The 17,599-nt window shown below is 37.5% G+C and carries 19 protein-coding genes and 1 pseudogene; 7 read left to right on the plus strand and 13 right to left on the minus strand.

All coding sequences use genetic code 11. The features are described 5' to 3' along the window. Positions 1-178 precede the first annotated feature (178 nt). Positions 179-1,093 carry a DMT family transporter gene (locus MUO14_RS16215; RefSeq protein ID WP_244755621.1) on the minus strand — a complete coding sequence of 305 codons (915 nt, stop codon included), beginning with the start codon at positions 1,091-1,093 and terminating at the stop codon, positions 179-181. 107 nt (positions 1,094-1,200) lie between these two features. On the opposite strand from MUO14_RS16215, the gene MUO14_RS16220 reads away from it, so the two are divergent. Next, positions 1,201-2,124, plus strand: coding sequence for an AraC family transcriptional regulator (locus MUO14_RS16220; RefSeq protein ID WP_244751646.1), 924 nt, complete (start codon positions 1,201-1,203; stop codon positions 2,122-2,124). A gap of 168 nt (positions 2,125-2,292) precedes the next feature. Here MUO14_RS16220 and MUO14_RS16225 read toward each other — a convergent pair whose 3' ends face one another. Genes MUO14_RS16225 through MUO14_RS24810 form a run of 9 tightly spaced genes read right to left on the minus strand, consistent with a single transcriptional unit; the run spans position 2,293 to position 7,646 of the window. Beyond that, positions 2,293-3,849, minus strand: a complete 1,557-nt coding sequence (locus MUO14_RS16225; RefSeq protein ID WP_244751647.1) for a proton-conducting transporter transmembrane domain-containing protein — start codon at positions 3,847-3,849, stop codon at positions 2,293-2,295. A gap of 2 nt (positions 3,850-3,851) precedes the next feature. Beyond that, positions 3,852-5,090, minus strand: a complete 1,239-nt coding sequence (locus MUO14_RS16230; RefSeq protein ID WP_244751648.1) for a complex I subunit 5 family protein — start codon at positions 5,088-5,090, stop codon at positions 3,852-3,854. Positions 5,091-5,116: 26 nt separating this feature from the next. Further along, on the minus strand, positions 5,117-5,317 hold the full coding sequence (locus MUO14_RS16235; RefSeq protein ID WP_244751649.1) for a hypothetical protein: 201 nt from the start codon (positions 5,315-5,317) through the stop codon (positions 5,117-5,119). Positions 5,318-5,339: 22 nt separating this feature from the next. Further along, a complete protein-coding gene (locus tag MUO14_RS16240; protein ID WP_244751650.1) occupies positions 5,340-5,675 on the minus strand; it encodes a sodium:proton antiporter in 336 nt (111 codons plus the stop codon). 2 nt (positions 5,676-5,677) lie between these two features. Next, positions 5,678-6,400 carry a hydrogen gas-evolving membrane-bound hydrogenase subunit E gene (gene mbhE, locus MUO14_RS16245; RefSeq protein ID WP_244751651.1) on the minus strand — a complete coding sequence of 241 codons (723 nt, stop codon included), beginning with the start codon at positions 6,398-6,400 and terminating at the stop codon, positions 5,678-5,680. Between the two features lie 4 nt (positions 6,401-6,404). After that, positions 6,405-6,638, minus strand: coding sequence for a Na(+)/H(+) antiporter subunit B (locus tag MUO14_RS16250; protein WP_244751652.1), 234 nt, complete (start codon positions 6,636-6,638; stop codon positions 6,405-6,407). Positions 6,639-6,652: 14 nt separating this feature from the next. Beyond that, positions 6,653-6,988, minus strand: coding sequence for a monovalent cation/H(+) antiporter subunit G (gene mnhG, locus MUO14_RS16255; RefSeq protein ID WP_244751653.1), 336 nt, complete (start codon positions 6,986-6,988; stop codon positions 6,653-6,655). A 13-nt stretch (positions 6,989-7,001) separates the two neighbouring features. Then, positions 7,002-7,244, minus strand: coding sequence for a monovalent cation/H+ antiporter complex subunit F (locus tag MUO14_RS16260; protein ID WP_244751654.1), 243 nt, complete (start codon positions 7,242-7,244; stop codon positions 7,002-7,004). Positions 7,245-7,295: 51 nt separating this feature from the next. Further along, entirely contained in the window at positions 7,296-7,646 is a 351-nt protein-coding gene (locus MUO14_RS24810; RefSeq protein ID WP_396265666.1) for a Na+/H+ antiporter subunit E, read from the minus strand. A gap of 765 nt (positions 7,647-8,411) precedes the next feature. On the opposite strand from MUO14_RS24810, the gene MUO14_RS16265 reads away from it, so the two are divergent. From MUO14_RS16265 to MUO14_RS16275, 3 genes are all read left to right on the plus strand, one after another. Continuing rightward, a complete protein-coding gene (locus tag MUO14_RS16265; RefSeq protein WP_244755623.1) occupies positions 8,412-8,756 on the plus strand; it encodes a PadR family transcriptional regulator in 345 nt (114 codons plus the stop codon). Beyond that, positions 8,753-9,091, plus strand: a complete 339-nt coding sequence (locus tag MUO14_RS16270; RefSeq protein ID WP_244751655.1) for a DUF1048 domain-containing protein — start codon at positions 8,753-8,755, stop codon at positions 9,089-9,091. Before MUO14_RS16265 ends, MUO14_RS16270 begins: the two co-directional genes overlap by 4 nt. A gap of 289 nt (positions 9,092-9,380) precedes the next feature. Continuing rightward, complete coding sequence (locus tag MUO14_RS16275; RefSeq protein WP_244751656.1) at positions 9,381-9,581, plus strand: hypothetical protein; 201 nt, start codon at positions 9,381-9,383, stop codon at positions 9,579-9,581. A gap of 234 nt (positions 9,582-9,815) precedes the next feature. Here the strand turns inward: MUO14_RS16275 and MUO14_RS16280 are convergent, their stop codons facing one another. Next, positions 9,816-10,982: a DUF4317 domain-containing protein gene (locus MUO14_RS16280; protein WP_244751657.1), complete on the minus strand. Its 1,167-nt coding sequence runs from the start codon at positions 10,980-10,982 to the stop codon at positions 9,816-9,818. A gap of 673 nt (positions 10,983-11,655) precedes the next feature. Between MUO14_RS16280 and MUO14_RS16285 the strand changes: the two genes are divergently transcribed. The 3 genes and pseudogenes from MUO14_RS16285 (at position 11,656) to MUO14_RS16295 (ending at position 16,193) form a co-directional block, all read left to right on the plus strand. After that, entirely contained in the window at positions 11,656-14,034 is a 2,379-nt protein-coding gene (locus MUO14_RS16285) for an AAA domain-containing protein (protein WP_244751658.1), read from the plus strand. A gap of 797 nt (positions 14,035-14,831) precedes the next feature. Then, positions 14,832-15,997 (plus strand): annotated as a pseudogene (locus MUO14_RS16290) (TraB/GumN family protein). Positions 15,998-16,031: 34 nt separating this feature from the next. Further along, positions 16,032-16,193, plus strand: a complete 162-nt coding sequence (locus tag MUO14_RS16295) for a hypothetical protein (RefSeq protein WP_244751659.1) — start codon at positions 16,032-16,034, stop codon at positions 16,191-16,193. Between the two features lie 256 nt (positions 16,194-16,449). On the opposite strand, the gene MUO14_RS16300 is transcribed toward MUO14_RS16295, so the two are convergent. Continuing rightward, positions 16,450-16,680 (minus strand): group-specific protein, encoded by a 231-nt coding sequence (locus MUO14_RS16300; protein WP_244751660.1) that lies wholly within the window; start codon positions 16,678-16,680, stop codon positions 16,450-16,452. A 13-nt stretch (positions 16,681-16,693) separates the two neighbouring features. Beyond that, on the minus strand, positions 16,694-17,497 hold the full coding sequence (locus tag MUO14_RS16305; protein ID WP_244751661.1) for an alpha/beta hydrolase family protein: 804 nt from the start codon (positions 17,495-17,497) through the stop codon (positions 16,694-16,696). Between the last annotated feature and the right edge of the window lie 102 nt (positions 17,498-17,599).

A 17,599-nucleotide genomic window follows, 5' to 3' on the forward strand; every position in this document is an offset into this window, starting at 1 on the left:
AGGTTATATAATAGCATCCCTGAACCTAAAAAGTGAAAAATTCAAACTGAAGTTCTTCAGCTATCGGGCGCCTTTCCGGAATAAAAGGCTTCTTCACTTAATAGGATAGGTCAGTATAGAAAGTCCCTCAGAGTTGGATAACTTCCTTAAACTTTGAGGACTTTCCCCGTTTATGTGATTATCTTTTTGAAGAAGGGTCTTTATTCAATGCCAATAATAAAGTCATCCCAATAATACAAGCTGTACCAACCCATTGAAAAAATCCAAAAGGCTCGTTTAACCAAATGACCGTTGTTAACACAGCTGACAGGGGCTCTAAGCTACCTAACAGGCTTGTTTCTTTAGGTGAAAGACTTTGTAAGCTTTCAATATAGAACCAAAATGCAATCATCGTACCGAAAATGATTATAAAAACGAGGTAAAAATAGATTTCCGCAGTTAAGCTTGTAAAGTCCATTCGCCAAGGTGAATGGATAAAACTTAATGCAAAACCGCCAATAACCATAGCCCAGCCAACGATAACAAGGGAATCGTATTGCGCAAGGAGAGGAACGGCATATAACGTGTAAAAGGCTAACGCAGCGCCAGATAAAACACCCCAAACGATGGCAAGTATAGGCACAGATAGTTGTGATATGGATCCATTTGTTAATAAGAAAAAGCAACCAACTAAAGCAAGCGAAACCGTCAACAAATCTTGGCGTGTTAAAACCGTTTGTTTGCGTACAAGTAAATAAATAATAATCATTACAGGGGCTAGATATTGTAATAGCGTTGCAACAGCAGCATTACTATGATTAATCGATGCCATATATGTGTATTGAACCCCAAGCATGCCGAGTAATCCGAAAATAATCAGCTGTACAGCTGTCTTTTTATTTTTCCAAACACCAAGGATCTGAGAATGGTCCTTTCTAAAACCCTGGACAGCTAAAAGCAAAAAACCAGCTATGAGCAGGCGAATGGTGACGAGCCAATTGACATCTATGGCATATTGTTGAAAGAGTTTTTGTGAAACCGTACCACCGACACCCCAAAAGATGGCTCCTGTTATAACAAGCAATAACCCTGTGTTTTTAGTAGGCCTATCCATCATTGATTTTTCACCTCAAAATATAATGATAATGTTATAATAAATAAAAATTTGCTTCAAAAATATATGGTTCGAATAAAAAAATATAAATATATTGAGGTGATGACTTGCAAATAAAAAACATCGAGGTGGATCAAAGCTTAAAAGAACTCACCAACCATCGTACAGTCGCTTTACCGATTGCCTGTTATGAAACAACGATTCGTCAATATATACAAGGTTATATACCCCTTCACTGGCATGATGAAATACAATTTGTTTTGGTTGTAAAAGGGGAAGCAACCTTTCAAATAAATGAAGAAAAAATAGTGGTTCGAGAAGGAGACGGAGTGTTTATAAATAGTGGCTGCCTGCATATGGCAGAAGAAAAGAATCAGTCGGGCTGTGTCTATATTTGTTTAAATTCTTCTCCTCATTTCGTTTTAGCACAAGAACTCTACATAGCCTATGTGTACCCCTATATTCAAGCAACTAATTTACCTTACTTATACGTCGATGCAAATGATACTTGGGGGAAAAATATTTTAGAGGCTATGATGAAAATCAAGCAATGGATTCAACAGAAACCACCCTACTATGAAATCGACATCGCCGCACAAATCACACTCATTTGGCAAAACCTCATTATTAATGGTTTTCCGTTAGAATACGATCAAACAGAGGCGTTAAAGCATTATCGGATGAAGCAAATGTTAAATTGGATACACTTCCATTATGGCGAGAAAATTATGCTAGATGATATTGCGAGTGCTGGGCAATTGAGCCGTTCCGAATGTTGTCGATATTTCAAACGAATATTAAAAACAACACCATTACGTTATGTAACTGATTATCGAATTCAAAAAAGCTTAGTCCTACTTAAAAACGTAGATGCCAATGTTACGGAAATTGCCTATCAAGTAGGTTTTAATAGTACAAGCTATTTCATTGATAAATTCCGTAGGGCTATGAATATGACTCCATTGGCATATAAAAAATATAAAATGGATATACGTCAAACAAATTATTTAATAAGAGGTATTTCACAATAGGAGCGCGCGTGTCGAACAAGGCGTCCTTTTGAATTGGGCCATATTGTGGAGTACTCTTATATTTCGTAGTAGACTCTCACTGCGCAGCAAAGTTCTTCTTTTTTAGAGGGCTCTGTGAAAAATAATACGTAAACTAACCGACCAAGAGTAGTTAAAAAAGACAGGATATTAAAACATTAACAATAACAACAGAATGATTAAAGTGGTAGTTGCCCATAACAAATATTTATTTAATTTTCCGTCATGATAGTTACTTAACTTATAGCCTGAATATACAAATAGGTTAGCCATTTTGCGATAAATATCAAAATATAGGTACCTCTCAAAGTCCTTCACTAAATATTTCTTAAATAAAATAAAGATAGGAATGGACCAAAGAAAGGGTTGAACGCCACTTACCATATGTTTTGTATCGAAATAATGAATATCTAAATCAATATTCGTTACGTTTTCTAACATAAAGGGATGAATACCAATCACTATCATCATAACCGTTAAAAATCCCAAACCTACCTGCATGCTGACGGTTGGTTTTTTATCTAAGTGAACGTTGCTATTTTTGAAAAATCCATAATAGATAAATTTTAAAAATATCAGGGAAGTCCCAAAACTCATCACGTTCAAACCCCAGGTTAATAATGGTTCATGTATTGCCTCTTTAATAATGGTTTTACTCATATATCCATTAAAAAAAGGAACTCCAGCTATCCCCATAAAAGCTACCCATGTTGCGATTGAAGTGACTGGAAGTTTTCTGCCCATGACTCCTAAATTTTCAAGATGATCCTTCCCTGTTGTATAAATAACCACTCCCACTGCCATAAATAATACAGTTTTATATAAAATGTGATTAACAAGGTGAAAAATACCCCCTGTTATTCCCTCTGCAGTACCAATACTAATACCCATAATCATATAACCAACCTGGATGATGATGGAATAGCTTAATAATTTACGAACCTGGTTTTGCCCTAAGGCCATTACCATTCCAAACAAAGCCGAAATAAGACCAGCATATGCCAAAATATTGATCCCAGACAGCAGGACGCTCATTACATATACTCCCACTTTTGTGGTATAGATGGACAAAACGACTGCCACATAAAAAGGAGCTTTGCTGTAAACCAATGGCATCCAAGTATGGAAACCGACAAACGCCAGCTTAACGGCTATTGCAATGATAAAAAAAGGGATTCCAGCCTCTATCGCATTCAAAGATAAACTACCTGTAGCCGAATACTGTAAAAATATCCCCCATAATAAACATAAACTTCCTGCCACGTGCATGAGAAAATAATAATACCCCGTTTTTTTAGTTACATCACTTGCCATGATAATAAGAAAAGATGAACTGATGGTCATTAACTCCCAGAAAACATATAGAGTAAACAGATCGCCGGAAAAAACCACGGTCAACGCACTACCAATAAACATAAATATTAACCTTAAACTACTTAAGGAACATATATGAATTGAATAAGTTACAGCAGCAAAGCCACCGACAGCAAAAATTAATCCTGTTAATTTACTGATAGGATCTACTCTAAAAAGAATTAAAGTATAATCGAGAAAGTCCAGTTGTAAACGATCACCAGGTATTAAATAAAAAGTAACGATAAGGGCTCCTGCAGTAATTAGGAAAGATATTAAGTATCTGATTTTATCATTAAAGGGCAAAAATAATAGTAAAGCACCTGTGATATATAAGAAACCTGGAGTAATCATCTTCAACCTCCTAGTAATATTCTTATGTATTCCCCATTATCCAGCAAAAATTTTGGGATTTTATTAATGAGACTTAAAGGTAAGGAAGGTACTATACCAAATACAATACATAAAATGCCCAGAAATATAGGCGGTAATCGTAAAGATAAACCCGGTTCTTCTATTAATTGTTCTTCTTCGTTTTTTGTATATAAGCTAACGATTACTTTTAAATAATACGTTAAAGATAAAAACGTTCCCACCAGAATAAAAAAGGCAGCATAAACAAAACCAGATTCTAGAGCTGCTTCAACAATAATCCATTTACTTACAAATCCATTGAAGGGAGGAAGGCCCACTATTGCAAGGGAAGCAACCACAAAAATAAATGAAAGTAGGGGGAATTTATAACCCAGCCCTTTAATATCTTCTATATCAACAGCGCTTAAACTAGAATTAAAAATGGCTACAACTAAAAATAAAGTCCCTTTCATTATGGCATGATTTAGAATGTGGAAATTCCCACCGATTAATCCGCCTTCACTGCCCACAAATAATCCGATCGTGATATACGCTATCTGGGCAATACTGGAATACGCAAGAAGCCGGATTAAATTTGATTGCTGATAGGCTAAAAAATGAGCCATAATAAAAGTCATGACTCCCCAGAGGACACCGATATGTAACATTCCACTTTCATCCAGAAAATCAATTCCAAACATAATATATAGTACTTTGATTAATGCATATACAGCAGATTTCATTACCAATCCCGAAGATAAGACATTATAAGGGATAGGGGAATCTTCATAAGCATCTGGTATCCAGGCATGGAAAGGAATTAACCCGATCTTAATTACATAGCCAAAAACAAAGAAGGCCATAAGTGTACTTTTGATTTTAAAAGGTATGTCATTTAATTCTAGCGAAATTTCTGCCATATTTAGAGTCCCAGTTAAATAATAAGTTAAGATTGTAGCGAGCAAAATAAAAAAGCTCCCTAATGTAGACATGATCAAATACTTAAAAGTACCTTCTATTCCTTTATCCGTATTTTTCAGCGCCGTCAAAGCGATAGAACTCAGAGAACTGACTTCCAAAAATACATAAAGATTGAATAAATCAGCAGTAAGAATCATTCCTCCAATACCGGCTGTCATTAAATAGGTAAGAATAAAATATTTATGTTTATGAATTTTGATATATTTCAGGGAAAAAATAATAACAGGTAAGAATAATATAGCGATGATTAACAAAAACATCGCGGAAAAAGGATCCACCACTAAATTTATTCCAAAGAGTCCCCAACCACCAACACTATAAACCTTGGGGGGGAACTATTATTAATCACTAAAATTAATATATAAAGATAAATGATCGCACTACCGGTTACTAGAGGAAAAAGAGTCTTCTTAAAATATAACTTAGAAATTCCAAGAAAAAATGCGGTTAATAAAGGTAAAATGATAACCCAGACAGCCTCTTCCATTATTAACCTCCCGAAAATAAAATTATCCTCTCAATTTTCGAACCTCATCTATGTTTAAAGTTCCATATCTTTTATATATCTTCATCACCAACGCTAGCATTACAGCTGTAACACTTCCCCCAATGACAATTGTTGTTAAGGCCAGTGCGTGAGGGATAGGATCAACTACTATTTCATATCCCTTGTCTAAAATAGGAGCAGTTCCACCCGGTTTATAACTCACGAGTATTAATAATAAAATCAAAGAAGATTCTACAATTGTAAATCCAATAACAATTTTCATTAAATTTTTTTTAGTAATGATCGTATACATTCCTAGACAGAACAAAATGATGACTACAACAAATGGTATTTCCACTATTATTTCTCCTTAATCAAACTATTGAATATGATGGCCAGACCAGCTCCTACTTTTATCCCGATCATGACATTTAAGTAAGGTATTAACCTGGCACTAATTAATTCTCCCGCATTTCCTATTCCAAAATTGGCTTGCCCACTAGCGAGAAAATTGCTTCCAGTCAAAACTCCTAGGAATCCCAATAAAATAAAACCTACAGCTCCTATATCTTCTATTAACTTTTTTTTGGAAGGTTTGAATTTATATTCAGAGATTTCAACTCCATAGGCTATGGTCAGCAGAATGGGAATGATAGCCAGAACCACTCCTCCAACAAAACTTCCGCCAGGACTTAAATGACCAAATAATATTAAATACCCTCCTAAAACGGCTAAAAATGGGATCATCCATTTAATCGTTTGATCAACAATAATTGTAAATGTATTACTGAGTATGGCTGCTTTTCTTATGGGAACCAGAAAAGATAAAATAGCAGCAGCAGTTAAAATCACAGTTACTTCACCCAAAGTATCAAAACCTCGGTAATCATATAGGACTGAAGCAACTAAATTTATAGCCCCCGTTTCCTGTACCCCTTCAGAAATATAGTGTTCAGATAAATATCTTTTACGATCGCTATCAAGATTATGCATTTCATAAAATATGGATAATAAGAAAATAGCCAACATTACAACAAGTCCTATTTTATAGAGATTTTTTAATATTTCATTTGTTCTATTCATTTCGTCAATCCTTCGTTTTATTTATCGTAATGACAAAAAACACAGTCGTTAAGCCAGCAGTCATTACCGCTTCAGCCAGAGCGACACCCGGAGCCTGGAGTATGACAAAAATAACTACTAGAATGGCACCGAATATGGGAAGAGTAATGACTGAGTGAGATATATTTTTACTAAATACTATAAAAAATGCGGTAATTATTAAAAAGATCATTAACAGATTAAAGATTATATCTATCACGTCTTGACCTCCAATTACTCATCAATATTCTTTTTTGCATTTGTTTTGGGTATTAAATTAAACTGATAAGAAAGACTGGCTATGACGTGAATGGCTATTGGATTAGTGATTAATAAAAAAATTAAAATGACAATAAGTTTTAAAGAAACAAACCCACTTCCTTCCAGAACTATACATCCCATTAAAACTGAGATACCTCCGGCCATTAGACATTTAGAGCCAGCATGTAACCGGGTATACAAATCAGGAAAACGAATCATTCCCACTGCTGTACTTAACAAAAAATAAATACCTGTTATGAAAAATACATAAGCAACTATTTGTCTTAAAGTATGAATTAAATCAATCACCAGCTCCTCCTTTTTACGCTCTACTTAAATATTTAGCCATAACTAAAACATTTATAAATAATAAAACTCCATAAACTAAAGCCACATCAATAAAAATTTTTCTTTCAAAATAATAACTCAATAAAACTAAGACTAATAAAAACATTACACCTATAGAATTCATGGCAACTATTCGATCAGGTAAACAAGGGCCTTTAACTATCCTGTAAAAAGTTAAAATAGCAGATAAGACAATTGCCAGTATTACATAGAGCACTACTATCACACTCCACTAAAAAACATAAAATAATCAGGTGTTTAAACTGAATTAATCAAATATTTTCGCTATCAAATTCTCATGTTTACTTATTAGTGCTTTCTTTCCTTCTGCTTCATCGTCACTTTGAACATTTATCCAGTGAATAAGATAATTTTTGTTTGAAATATCGAAATCCATCGCCAAGGTACCCTGAGTTAACGTAATAAAATTGGCTAAAATAGCACTACTGTTTGAATTTTCAAGAGAGGTTTTCATTCTAACTATTCGGGGAGAAAATGACGGTTTCACCTCAAATGCTTGTCTGGATACTCTGACTGCAGATAGAAAGACATCATATATAAAAGTAAGGATGACCAAAAATAGGTAATATATTTTAAAAAAAAAAATCTTTCGTTCCAAATTTCACATGTACGAATCTAAACAGACTATCTGCCAACATAAGCGATATAATCGAACAAATAATAGTACCCAACAAAAATATCTGGATATTAACGCGGCCAGCAAAAACAAACCATAATGCCAGAGTTAGAGTAAATGTTAATAATTTTTTCTTCAAATTATGTACCTCCTTTTAATCTTAGTAAATTGGCTACCATAGTTGTAATCAATGGAAAACAAATTTAGTAGTTCTTATTATTACCTTTTGATGAGTTATTATGAAACAATAAAGAAAAAAGTGATTGTTGACAGTACAAGGATACTATGTAGTAAAAAATTCATCTTCAATAATACCAGCTAATAGAAGTTTGGTAATTGCTTTGAGAAAGATTATCTTGAAACCGAGCCTTCATGGTAAGGGCGCATTTCCGGAATAAAGGATTTGCGTCTTTTTTGCATGAAAGGACCAGGTCGTATTGTGGAATAGAAAAGCTGTAAAAAATTAATTTGGAAGGGATTAAGGGTGTTTTTGACCATTCCTATTTGCTATCCAAATAAGCCACCGTTTTTTGTAAAAACAGACTAAATTATGCGCCACCAAATTTGATAAAAAAACTATGGGGACCGTGATAACGGGCTTTCTGGAGGAGATATTTTTTATTGACAAGTGATGCTATTCTGCGTTACTATATACCGGTAATCAGTAATACTAAATATATGTGTCATAAAATACCTGTGATACAGAGTACTGAAAAAATAGTGAAATACAAAATGGGGGGGATAAATTTGGAAGGTACCACGGAAATGCTGAAAGGGGTGCTTGAGGGTTGTGTGCTTGAGATCATCAGCCGTGGTGAAACTTACGGCTATGAAATCACGCAACAGCTGCGAGAACTTGGCTTCACTGATGTGGTTGAAGGCACAGTTTATACGATTACTATGCGGCTTGAGAAAAAAAATCTGGTGGACATCAAGAAAAAGCCATCCACTAAGGGACCGCCGAGAAAATCTTACACACTCACCGCAGCAGGTCAAGAGCATCTTGAAATTTTTTGGGAAAAATGGGAATTCGTCTCAAGCAAAATTAACGAACTCAAAACTAAAATAAAATCAAAAGGAGAAGTAATATGAGAATTTTTGAAAAAATTATTGGAAGCCTGGATGACAAGCGGGAATGGAAGGCGATGGAGGCGCGTGCGAAGGCACTTCCAAGTGAGTATCGCAACGCTTACAACGCTATCAAAAAATATATGTGGACCGCTGGTGGTCCCTCCGACTGGAAGGAAATCAGCCGTATCTTTGGCGGCATTCTCGACCTCTTCGAGGAAGGTGCAGCGGAAGGCAAGAAAGTCACTGATCTCACGGGTGAGGACGTGGCCGCTTTCTGTGACGAACTAGTGAAGGACGCGAACACTTGGAATGACAAGTATCGCACGAAGTTGAACGATACGATTGGTCGTGGCTAACGGCGGTGAGGAAATACAGAAAAAGAAAAATAACTATTCCGTTTCAAGTTGAAATAAAGCTTGGAAAAAGCTCAGGAAATCCATCTAAAGAAGGGTCGGCATGATGTAAGTTTCCCCATAAATGGTCACAAAACGTTATTATCATGTCTTAAATCCTAACGCTTTTTTGCGCCAGTTGCTAAAAATCTCCCTACTATATTAAAGTGGAAGATAATCAGGTGTCATAAATTATTAAATTAGTCACTTGGTTAGAGAAAAAGAAAAATGGTAGTTGGGAGGAGAATGAAAAATGGAAGCAAATAAAAAATGGCTTTCTTTGCCTAAAGATATTAGAAGCCAACTCATTGGTAACGTTTTTTGTTCAAATTGTTTGGATGCTGTCACCATTACGGACTTTATTATCGTCGACCATCCGTCAGGTGTTCTTTTGAAAGGAAAATGCAAAAACTGTGGAAATGAAGTAGCGAGAGTTGTGGAAGCGGAAGAATGAAACAAAGCAGGAGTTCGAAAAAGGGCTCCTGCTCTTTCAATAATAGGAATTACTAGCTCCTCATGATAGCGTCCTATCTCAATTAGATAGGGCCTGGGGACGGAACTGATCAAGCGTTTTGTAGAACCCATTTGCAAGCATATCGAATTTCCGACTCTTATGGTAACCACGAAAAAGTGGACACTTTTTTGTATGGAGGGGCTAACGCGAATTAGCCCCTTAGAAATCATTTTTTCACTCGCCAAAAGCCTCCGGAAGCATCTTAAACCCATCAATCTCCGCATCCTCTTCCACTTCAATCATAATACAGCGTTTGCCCTTATAGTTGACCTGTCTCACGTATTGCAGGTCCTGGGGGCTGATTGCGATGTTGGCTATTTTCGTGTTGATTTTGATCGATTTTGATTTGTATTTGGGGACGATACTGCTGGCTTTCAGCTCGTATGATTCGTCGTCGGCGACTCTCTGGAAAGCCGTTTTTACTTTTTCGCTATCGACTTGTTCACCGCTCTGATTTAACACACGCTCCACGTCCTTATAGTCGAGCTTTGGTGCTGTATCTTCTTCGTTTTCTTCGATGGTACGGTTGATTTCTCCATAGACAGTCGCGAGGGTGGAGGGATTGAGCTGATCTCCTACGACATCCTTGATTACTTCTTCAAACACGGCTTTGTCTTCCTTCGCAGTCATAAACTCTTCTCCGTTTAATACGTCTTCAATAAAGCGATAGTCAGGCTCATTAGCTTTGCCGGCAGCGTAGAGAATGTGGTTCACATCCGAGGCACCATCGGTGATGCAGGGAAATAGAAATCCTGTCATCGGGTTCTTGAGATCAATGACTGGGTCGACTTCGATCTTGTACTTGAACTCTTTCTCAACATAGTCGAACATTATTTCTTTTTTAGGCTCTTGTGTCTGGTTGATGCTGCAAAGAATAAAGGGATTCGAATAAACGGCGTCCCGTTCACTTTCCTCAGTTTCTTCATTACGGCGTTTCATGGGTTTCATATATTCGGCGCGAATGAAGGTGATGACGACATCCTTTTCATACGGATGGTCCTGGATCATTTTTTCTGTCATCTGCAGCATTTGTTCCTTCCAGTCCTCGACTTCGCTATTTAGCAAGCCTTTATGTAAAATGAGCTGACTGTGATTTTCAGCGTCGCGCTTAAATTTTAACTCAAATAATTTTTCATCCAGCTGCCCCGTCAGTACTTTTTTAAAATGATTCATAAAAAGCTCCTGCTGATCTCGATCAAGCATTTCGAATGGCTGGCTCTGGTGATGGTAAATGTCCGTCGTTTCTTTCATGATATATACGTTAAAAATGTCAGAGATCTTTAATAAGTCGTTGTCCACTTTTAGTTGTTTGCGGATGCCGGCTATGTCTTTTTTGTCCATCGATCGTTCACTCCTAAGCTGGTTGGGTATAACCCCTTCATTCTATCATTCTTTTATTTTAACATATGCTTCACATCATTACGGGAGCCGTTCATGTTAAGGGGATATACGTATATGGTCTCTTGGATTGAGTGATTTGATAGATGGAGGAGAATCACAATCCCCCGCGACCTGAGATTGGTGGAATAGTTTAAGATGAATGGTTCACATAAAGAAACAACAGTCAGGTTAAATATGGTAGAATATGTCGCAAAGGAAGTTCTTAAGCGAGTGACTAACGTGCTTATTGCAACGGAAGAAAAGAGGGAAGATTAAACCCATGAATATAGAAAACTATCTCATTCTTTTAAAAGGAAAAGATAAAACCGAACAGATCGATAATTGGGAATATCAACGAGATAAGTGTCTAGTCAAGTTCAATCATAACAATTAATTATATCCCTATAACGATCAGAATGTCGAGGTATATAATTGTCTAAAAAAGGTGGACCCAGGCAATAAAATCGTGTACGAAAATGACCAGCCAATTTCTGATATACATAACATCCTAGATTTCGGTCCCTATATTAAGATCATTTTCAAGAATGGAAAAAAGGAAAAGTACGATAGTTCTACCATTACGTTCGAACAGTCTTCCTTGGCTAACAGTAAGTCAAGAAAGGTGTTTAATTATTTGAAAGCACTTGCTAACCATGTGGGTTTAAAAAAGGAGGACGGGCAGACTTTATTAGCCGGTCACTTCCAAGGTCTTTCTTTAGTAAGTCCTCGTAGTGTTCTTTCTTCTTATTTGGAAATGAAGCCTCTGAAAAAAGAGGAAAAACCTCCGACGATCTTATTTCCTTTTGGGTTTAACAGCAGTCAGAAGTCAGCGGCTGAAAAAGCGATGAAGGATCAGGTGAGTATCATTGAGGGACCTCCGGGAACAGGGAAGACTCAGACGATTTTAAATATCATTGCTAATGCAATCATGAATGATAAGACGGTTGCTGTAGTTTCTAATAACAACGATGCTACTGCTAATGTGTTCGAAAAATTGCAGAAACATGGATTAGAGTTTATAGCTGCATCGCTTGGTAATAAAAAGAATAGGGATAATTTTTTTAATGAGCAGGATGATACCTATCCAGCTATAAATGATTGGAAGCTGGATGAAGAGGAGTATCAATCGATTGACGCAAAGTTGAGGGGTGAACAGCAACGTTTGACGCATATGCTTGAAAGAAAGAATAGGCTTGCTTCATTGAAACAGGAGTTATCAAACTTGAAACTAGAGCATCAATATTTTTTGGACTATTTATCAACTACAGATGTAGAAGGATTAAAATTGAAGACTCTTTTTCGTTTGAGTGCTGATAAAGTATTGAGTATCCTGGTTAGCTATAAAAAGATGGCTGAGAAAGAAAAGATAAAAGGCAGCAGTAAAATTTGGCAGTTTATCGTTCATGGTATCTATAGTTTCAAGATCTACTCCTATCCGGCAGAGGAAGTCGTTACCTTTTTGCAAATGAAGTATTATGAGTTGAAAATGCAAGAGTTAACGACTGAAATGGATAAGATAGCGCAGGAACTCGAGAGTTATCATTTTGACAGTGCGATGGAAGAGTATAGGGAAGCGTCGATGAAACTGTTTAAAGCTTCTTTAGCTAAGAGGTATGGCTCAAAGAGGGAGAGGACTCAATTTGGAAAAAAGGCCCTTTGTAATGACTTTGAACGATTTATCAAAGATTATCCCCTCATTTTAAGTACAACTCATTCTTTACGGAACTGCGCACCAAAGAACTATTTGTTCGACTATGTTCTTGTGGATGAGGCGTCGCAGGTGGATATCGTTACAGGTACTTTGGCTTTATCTTCCGCGAAAAATGCCGTCATTGTTGGAGATCTGAAGCAACTTCCCAATGTAGTGACAGACGAAGTGAGAAACGTAACGGACAGGGTCTTTGCTTCCTATCGCCTATCATCTTCCTACCATTTTGCAGAACAAAGCTTATTGTCTTCGATGATTAACTTATATGCTGATATTCCACGAACTTTATTAAAAGAGCATTATCGCTGTCATCCGAAGATTATCGGTTTTTGTAATCAAAAATTTTACAACAATGAATTGATTGTACTAACTGAAGATGAAAAAACGGAAAGTCCGATTAAGTTGTACCAAACAGTGAAGGGAGATCACGCGAGGGAGAGAGTCAATCAACGGCAGGTCGATGTAGTCTTCAATGAGGTGCTTCCACAACAAAACAATGCGGAGCAGTCGGTCGGTATCACCACCCCTTATCGCCCACAAGCGAATAAACTTCAAGAACATAATGTAATGCCTGAGATCCAGGCAGATACCGTTCATAAATATCAGGGAAGAGAAAAGGACATGATGATCTTGTCGACTGTCTCAAATAAAGTGAAAGTTAATGATTTCGTAGATAAGCCAGATCTTATTAATGTAGCTGTATCGCGTGCCAAAGAAAAATTAGTCGTCGTTGTGGCTGATGGAAGTGAATCCTGGCATGGTACGAACATCGGTGATTTGGTCAAGTATATCAAATACAATAATTTTGAAATCATACAAAGTGAAATTCGTTCTGTATTCGACCTTCTCTATAGCAGTTATTCAGATAAGTTACTGAAGGTCATGGCCAACATTAAGAAGGTATCCAAATATCAATCCGAGAATTTGATGAACGCAGTGATTGAAGATGTCTTGGGTGAAAATGAGTTCATTGGGCTTGACCATGTCCTCCATCAGCCATTAAGAATGTTGATCAAGGATCCCGGCAAGCTCAATGAAAACGAACGGACTTATGCCATGAATATATTGACACATGCGGATTTTGTTATTTTTAATAAAATGGATAAAATGCCGGTGTTAGTCGTTGAGGTGGACGGACATGCCTATCATGAAAACAATCCGACTCAGTTAAGAAGAGATGAAATGAAGGATACTATTCTAAAGAAGTACAGCATTCCGATTGTACGTATGAAAACAACAGAAAGTGAAGAAGAAACTATTCTTCGTAATAAGCTTAAAGAGCTTTTACGGTTGAGTACAGGATGACACTTGATTCATGCTTTAGCATAGGTGGGGTCTGATGATGTGCTAGAGTAACAGGCAGGGGAAAGAAGTTCGTGCGGGCTATTTGTTTCCACAGACATTGAATGTTGAAGCAGTGACGTGTGAGAACTGGGATAACGATTTAACACAGAGAGATAACGCCCTAGCTCGGTGGAATAGTGCCCTAACGGGAAGAGATATAGATATAACACCTTAACTGGTAGCGATAGCACCCTATCTGAGTAAGATAACGTCCTAATACAAAAGTTGGAGTTGCCAATTAATGTTAGAGGGGAACATCACTAGAATCTTCTCCACCAGGTTTTTGTGGTTAGGCTATGATGTCCGCATCGTTTTTTCATTCATTCACGGTGCAGGCACTTTCTTATTTTCATTGAGTTAAATTATCCCTAGGTCTACAATCAAGTTAGGGTCGTATATTGTCTCGAGGATTCTGCCAAAAATAAAAATCTTGATTCTAGTCAGTCGTCCAAATAGGCAGACTGACCTTATTTTTTTAATTGAAAAATTGCCAGGGTAAATATGATAAGGTGTTCTTTCTGCTTAGCAATCATCAATTGGTTGCATACATAATCAGATGGATTAGATTAATCACATTTACTAGTGACAAACAAGTTCGTCAAAACGAAAAATCGGAAAAAGGGAGGTTAACTGTCTCACCATAATATAAGTTGTCAACTCACCCATATTTTATAATACGTATTTGATATTGTATAATAGTAGAGATTATCGTAAATATGTTTTACATAAACGACAGAATTATAAAGGAAGATTATTTCATGTCAGAAGGTAATATTACGAGAATACAGCTAGATGATAAAGAACTGATTCTTATCGGTACTGCCCACGTCTCGAAACACAGTGCGGAGCAGGTGAAGGAAGTCATCGAGGCAGAACAGCCAGATTCTGTTTGCGTAGAGCTCGACGAACAGCGATATCAATCGATCGTGGATGGAAATAGCTGGAGAGATATGGACATATTTAAGGTGATTAAAGAAAAGAAATCGACCTTACTGTTAATGAACCTTGCCATTTCCTCCTTTCAAAATCGGATGGCCAAGCAGTTTGGTATTAAACCAGGCCAAGAAATGATTCAGGGGATTGAATCGGCTAAGGAAACGGAAGCTGAACTTGTTTTAGCTGATCGGAATATTCAAATCACTTTTTCTCGTATTTGGCGCGGGCTTGGGTTAAAGGGCAAGGCCGTGCTTCTAACACAGGTGATCGCTAGCATCTTCAGCAAAGAGAGTATTTCCGAAGAGGAACTAGAAAAAATGAAGAAGCAGGATACGATCAATTCAGTTTTGAATGAATTCACGGAGTCGTTTCCTAAACTTAAGAGACCTCTTATTGATGAGCGTGATCAATATTTAGCTCAAAAAATCAAACAGGCGCCTGGAAAAAAGGTTGTGGCTGTGCTGGGGCTGCACACGTTCCAGGTATTAAGGAGGAAATAAAAAAAGACCATGATTTAGTGCAGTTGACTAAGCTTCCGCCTAAGTCCAGGGCACCTAAAATAATCGCTTGGACGATACCGATCCTGTTAATAGCGATTATTGCTTACACCTTTAATGCAGACCCGTCTGCTGGGTTTCAACAAACCATCAGTTGGGTTTTATGGAATGGGACCCTATCAGCTATTGGCACGGCTATCGCCCTCGGGCATCCGCTTACGATTCTTACGGCCTTTGTAGCGGCGCCGTTAACATCCCTAGATCCGATCACTGCTGCGGGTTGGTTTGCAGGTTTTGTCCAGGCCTATCTTGTACGACCAAAAGTAGAGGATTTTGAAAAAATCACGGAAGATGTTTATAGTGTTAAAGGGTTTTGGAGTAATAAAGTAACTCGGATTCTGCTAGTGGTTGTTTTAGCAAACCTAGGAAGTACATTAGGTACAGTGATTGGTGGAGCAGACGTTATTCGGCTGTTTATTGAGAATATATGAAACCTGCACAATTTATAGGAAGAGGAGATTATATTTGGCAAGTAAATCATTATCAGTCCCAAAGAAAATGCAGAGTAAATATAATGAAATTACCGAGGTTATCAGTGGGTTCTGTGAAAAGCATTTGAATGATGAGTATGGAGAAGGAATAAACAAATGTTACCAAATCATTTATGATCAGGAGTCTGGTATCTAAGCCTCCGTCATAATAACGTAAGATTGAGGTTCAAATGGCCAAATGTGCAATAAAAGGCTATTTCGTGCAATTAATCGAGATTACGTGCAATTATCCAAGATTATGTGTAATTACTGATTTATAGAGGGAGGTTTTGACGTCCGCGATTGGTTCAATGGAAGAGAACTATTTGGGACGGGTGCTTATGTGGAGGCCGCAGTAAAAAGAGGGGGCTCTCCCTTTGCGTACAGCAGAGGTAGAAGGCCCCTCACCCTAGTTAACTAGCTATCATTTTCTCGATCGCTTCATTTCTTTCCTTTTGTTCACTTTCAGACGAAAGGTCATACTTTTTTAAAAGATGGAATAAGTCATTTAGTGTTTCTTGGGAATGTTCCTTTTGTAAAAAATCACGTGTCCCGTCAGCTAAATGATTCGGTAAAAATTCTTTCTGACTTTCAAGCTTGTTCACCACATCTTCTTGTGAATGATCGATATTACATTTCCTCATTTCGATCACCTTCCTATAGATTTAGTAGAAGTGTTTTGACTTCTTCACGAATCTCCGCCCATGCCTGTGTAGAGGTATCTGTTAACATAAAATGCTCGGCTTCCGGTAATTCTACTAGTTTTACAAAATCGCCAGCTTCTTGTGCTTTCCGATGATAGTGATCACTAATACCAATAGGAACATTTACATCGAGTGCCCCATGAACCAACACTTGCGGTACACCTAAAGGAAGCAGTTCTATAGGGGATGCCTCTTGATAACGTTCTGGATGCTCTTCAGGAGTACTTTGGAGCAAGTCTGCCGTTGGATTATTGGGCTCTGTTGATAAGGTTTGGTCTCTGAAATGATGGACGCCATACATCATCTCTAAATCATTAACGCCTGCTAAACTAACCGCACCTGAAATAGAAAAAGGGTGGTCGATTAGATGCAGTTCACTATCCTTAGGCATGCGGTGACGAGCTGCTAGCCATAGTGCCAAGTGACCTCCAGCAGAGTGGCCGATGGTAATTACTCGTTTTAAATCTAAGGGGTATGTATCAGCCAGAGATAACAGGTGATCACAGGCTTGAGCAACATCTGTCAGCGTTACGGGCCACGCACCGCCCTCTTGTCCAACCCGACGATACTCAATGTTCCAGGTGGCAAACCCATTTGACGTCAAATCTTCAGCGACATTTGTCATAAGATCAAGTCCGAACGATTCTCTCCAAAAACCTCCGTGAATAACAATAGCAACTGGATGAGGCCCCTTACCTTCAGGAAGACGCAGCTCGCCGAAATGATTTTCATTTTTACCATAAAAAACCTTTTCCATGTGTTCACCTCATTATCACTTCTTAAGTTATGATTATCTCATACTTGGTTGTCATTTAGCTAAAAGGAACAAACAAACGTCTCTGCTATACTAACTGCATTG

The sequence above is a fragment of the Halobacillus shinanisalinarum genome (assembly GCF_022919835.1).
In the GTDB taxonomy this organism is placed as follows: domain Bacteria; phylum Bacillota; class Bacilli; order Bacillales; family Halobacillaceae; genus Halobacillus_A; species Halobacillus_A shinanisalinarum.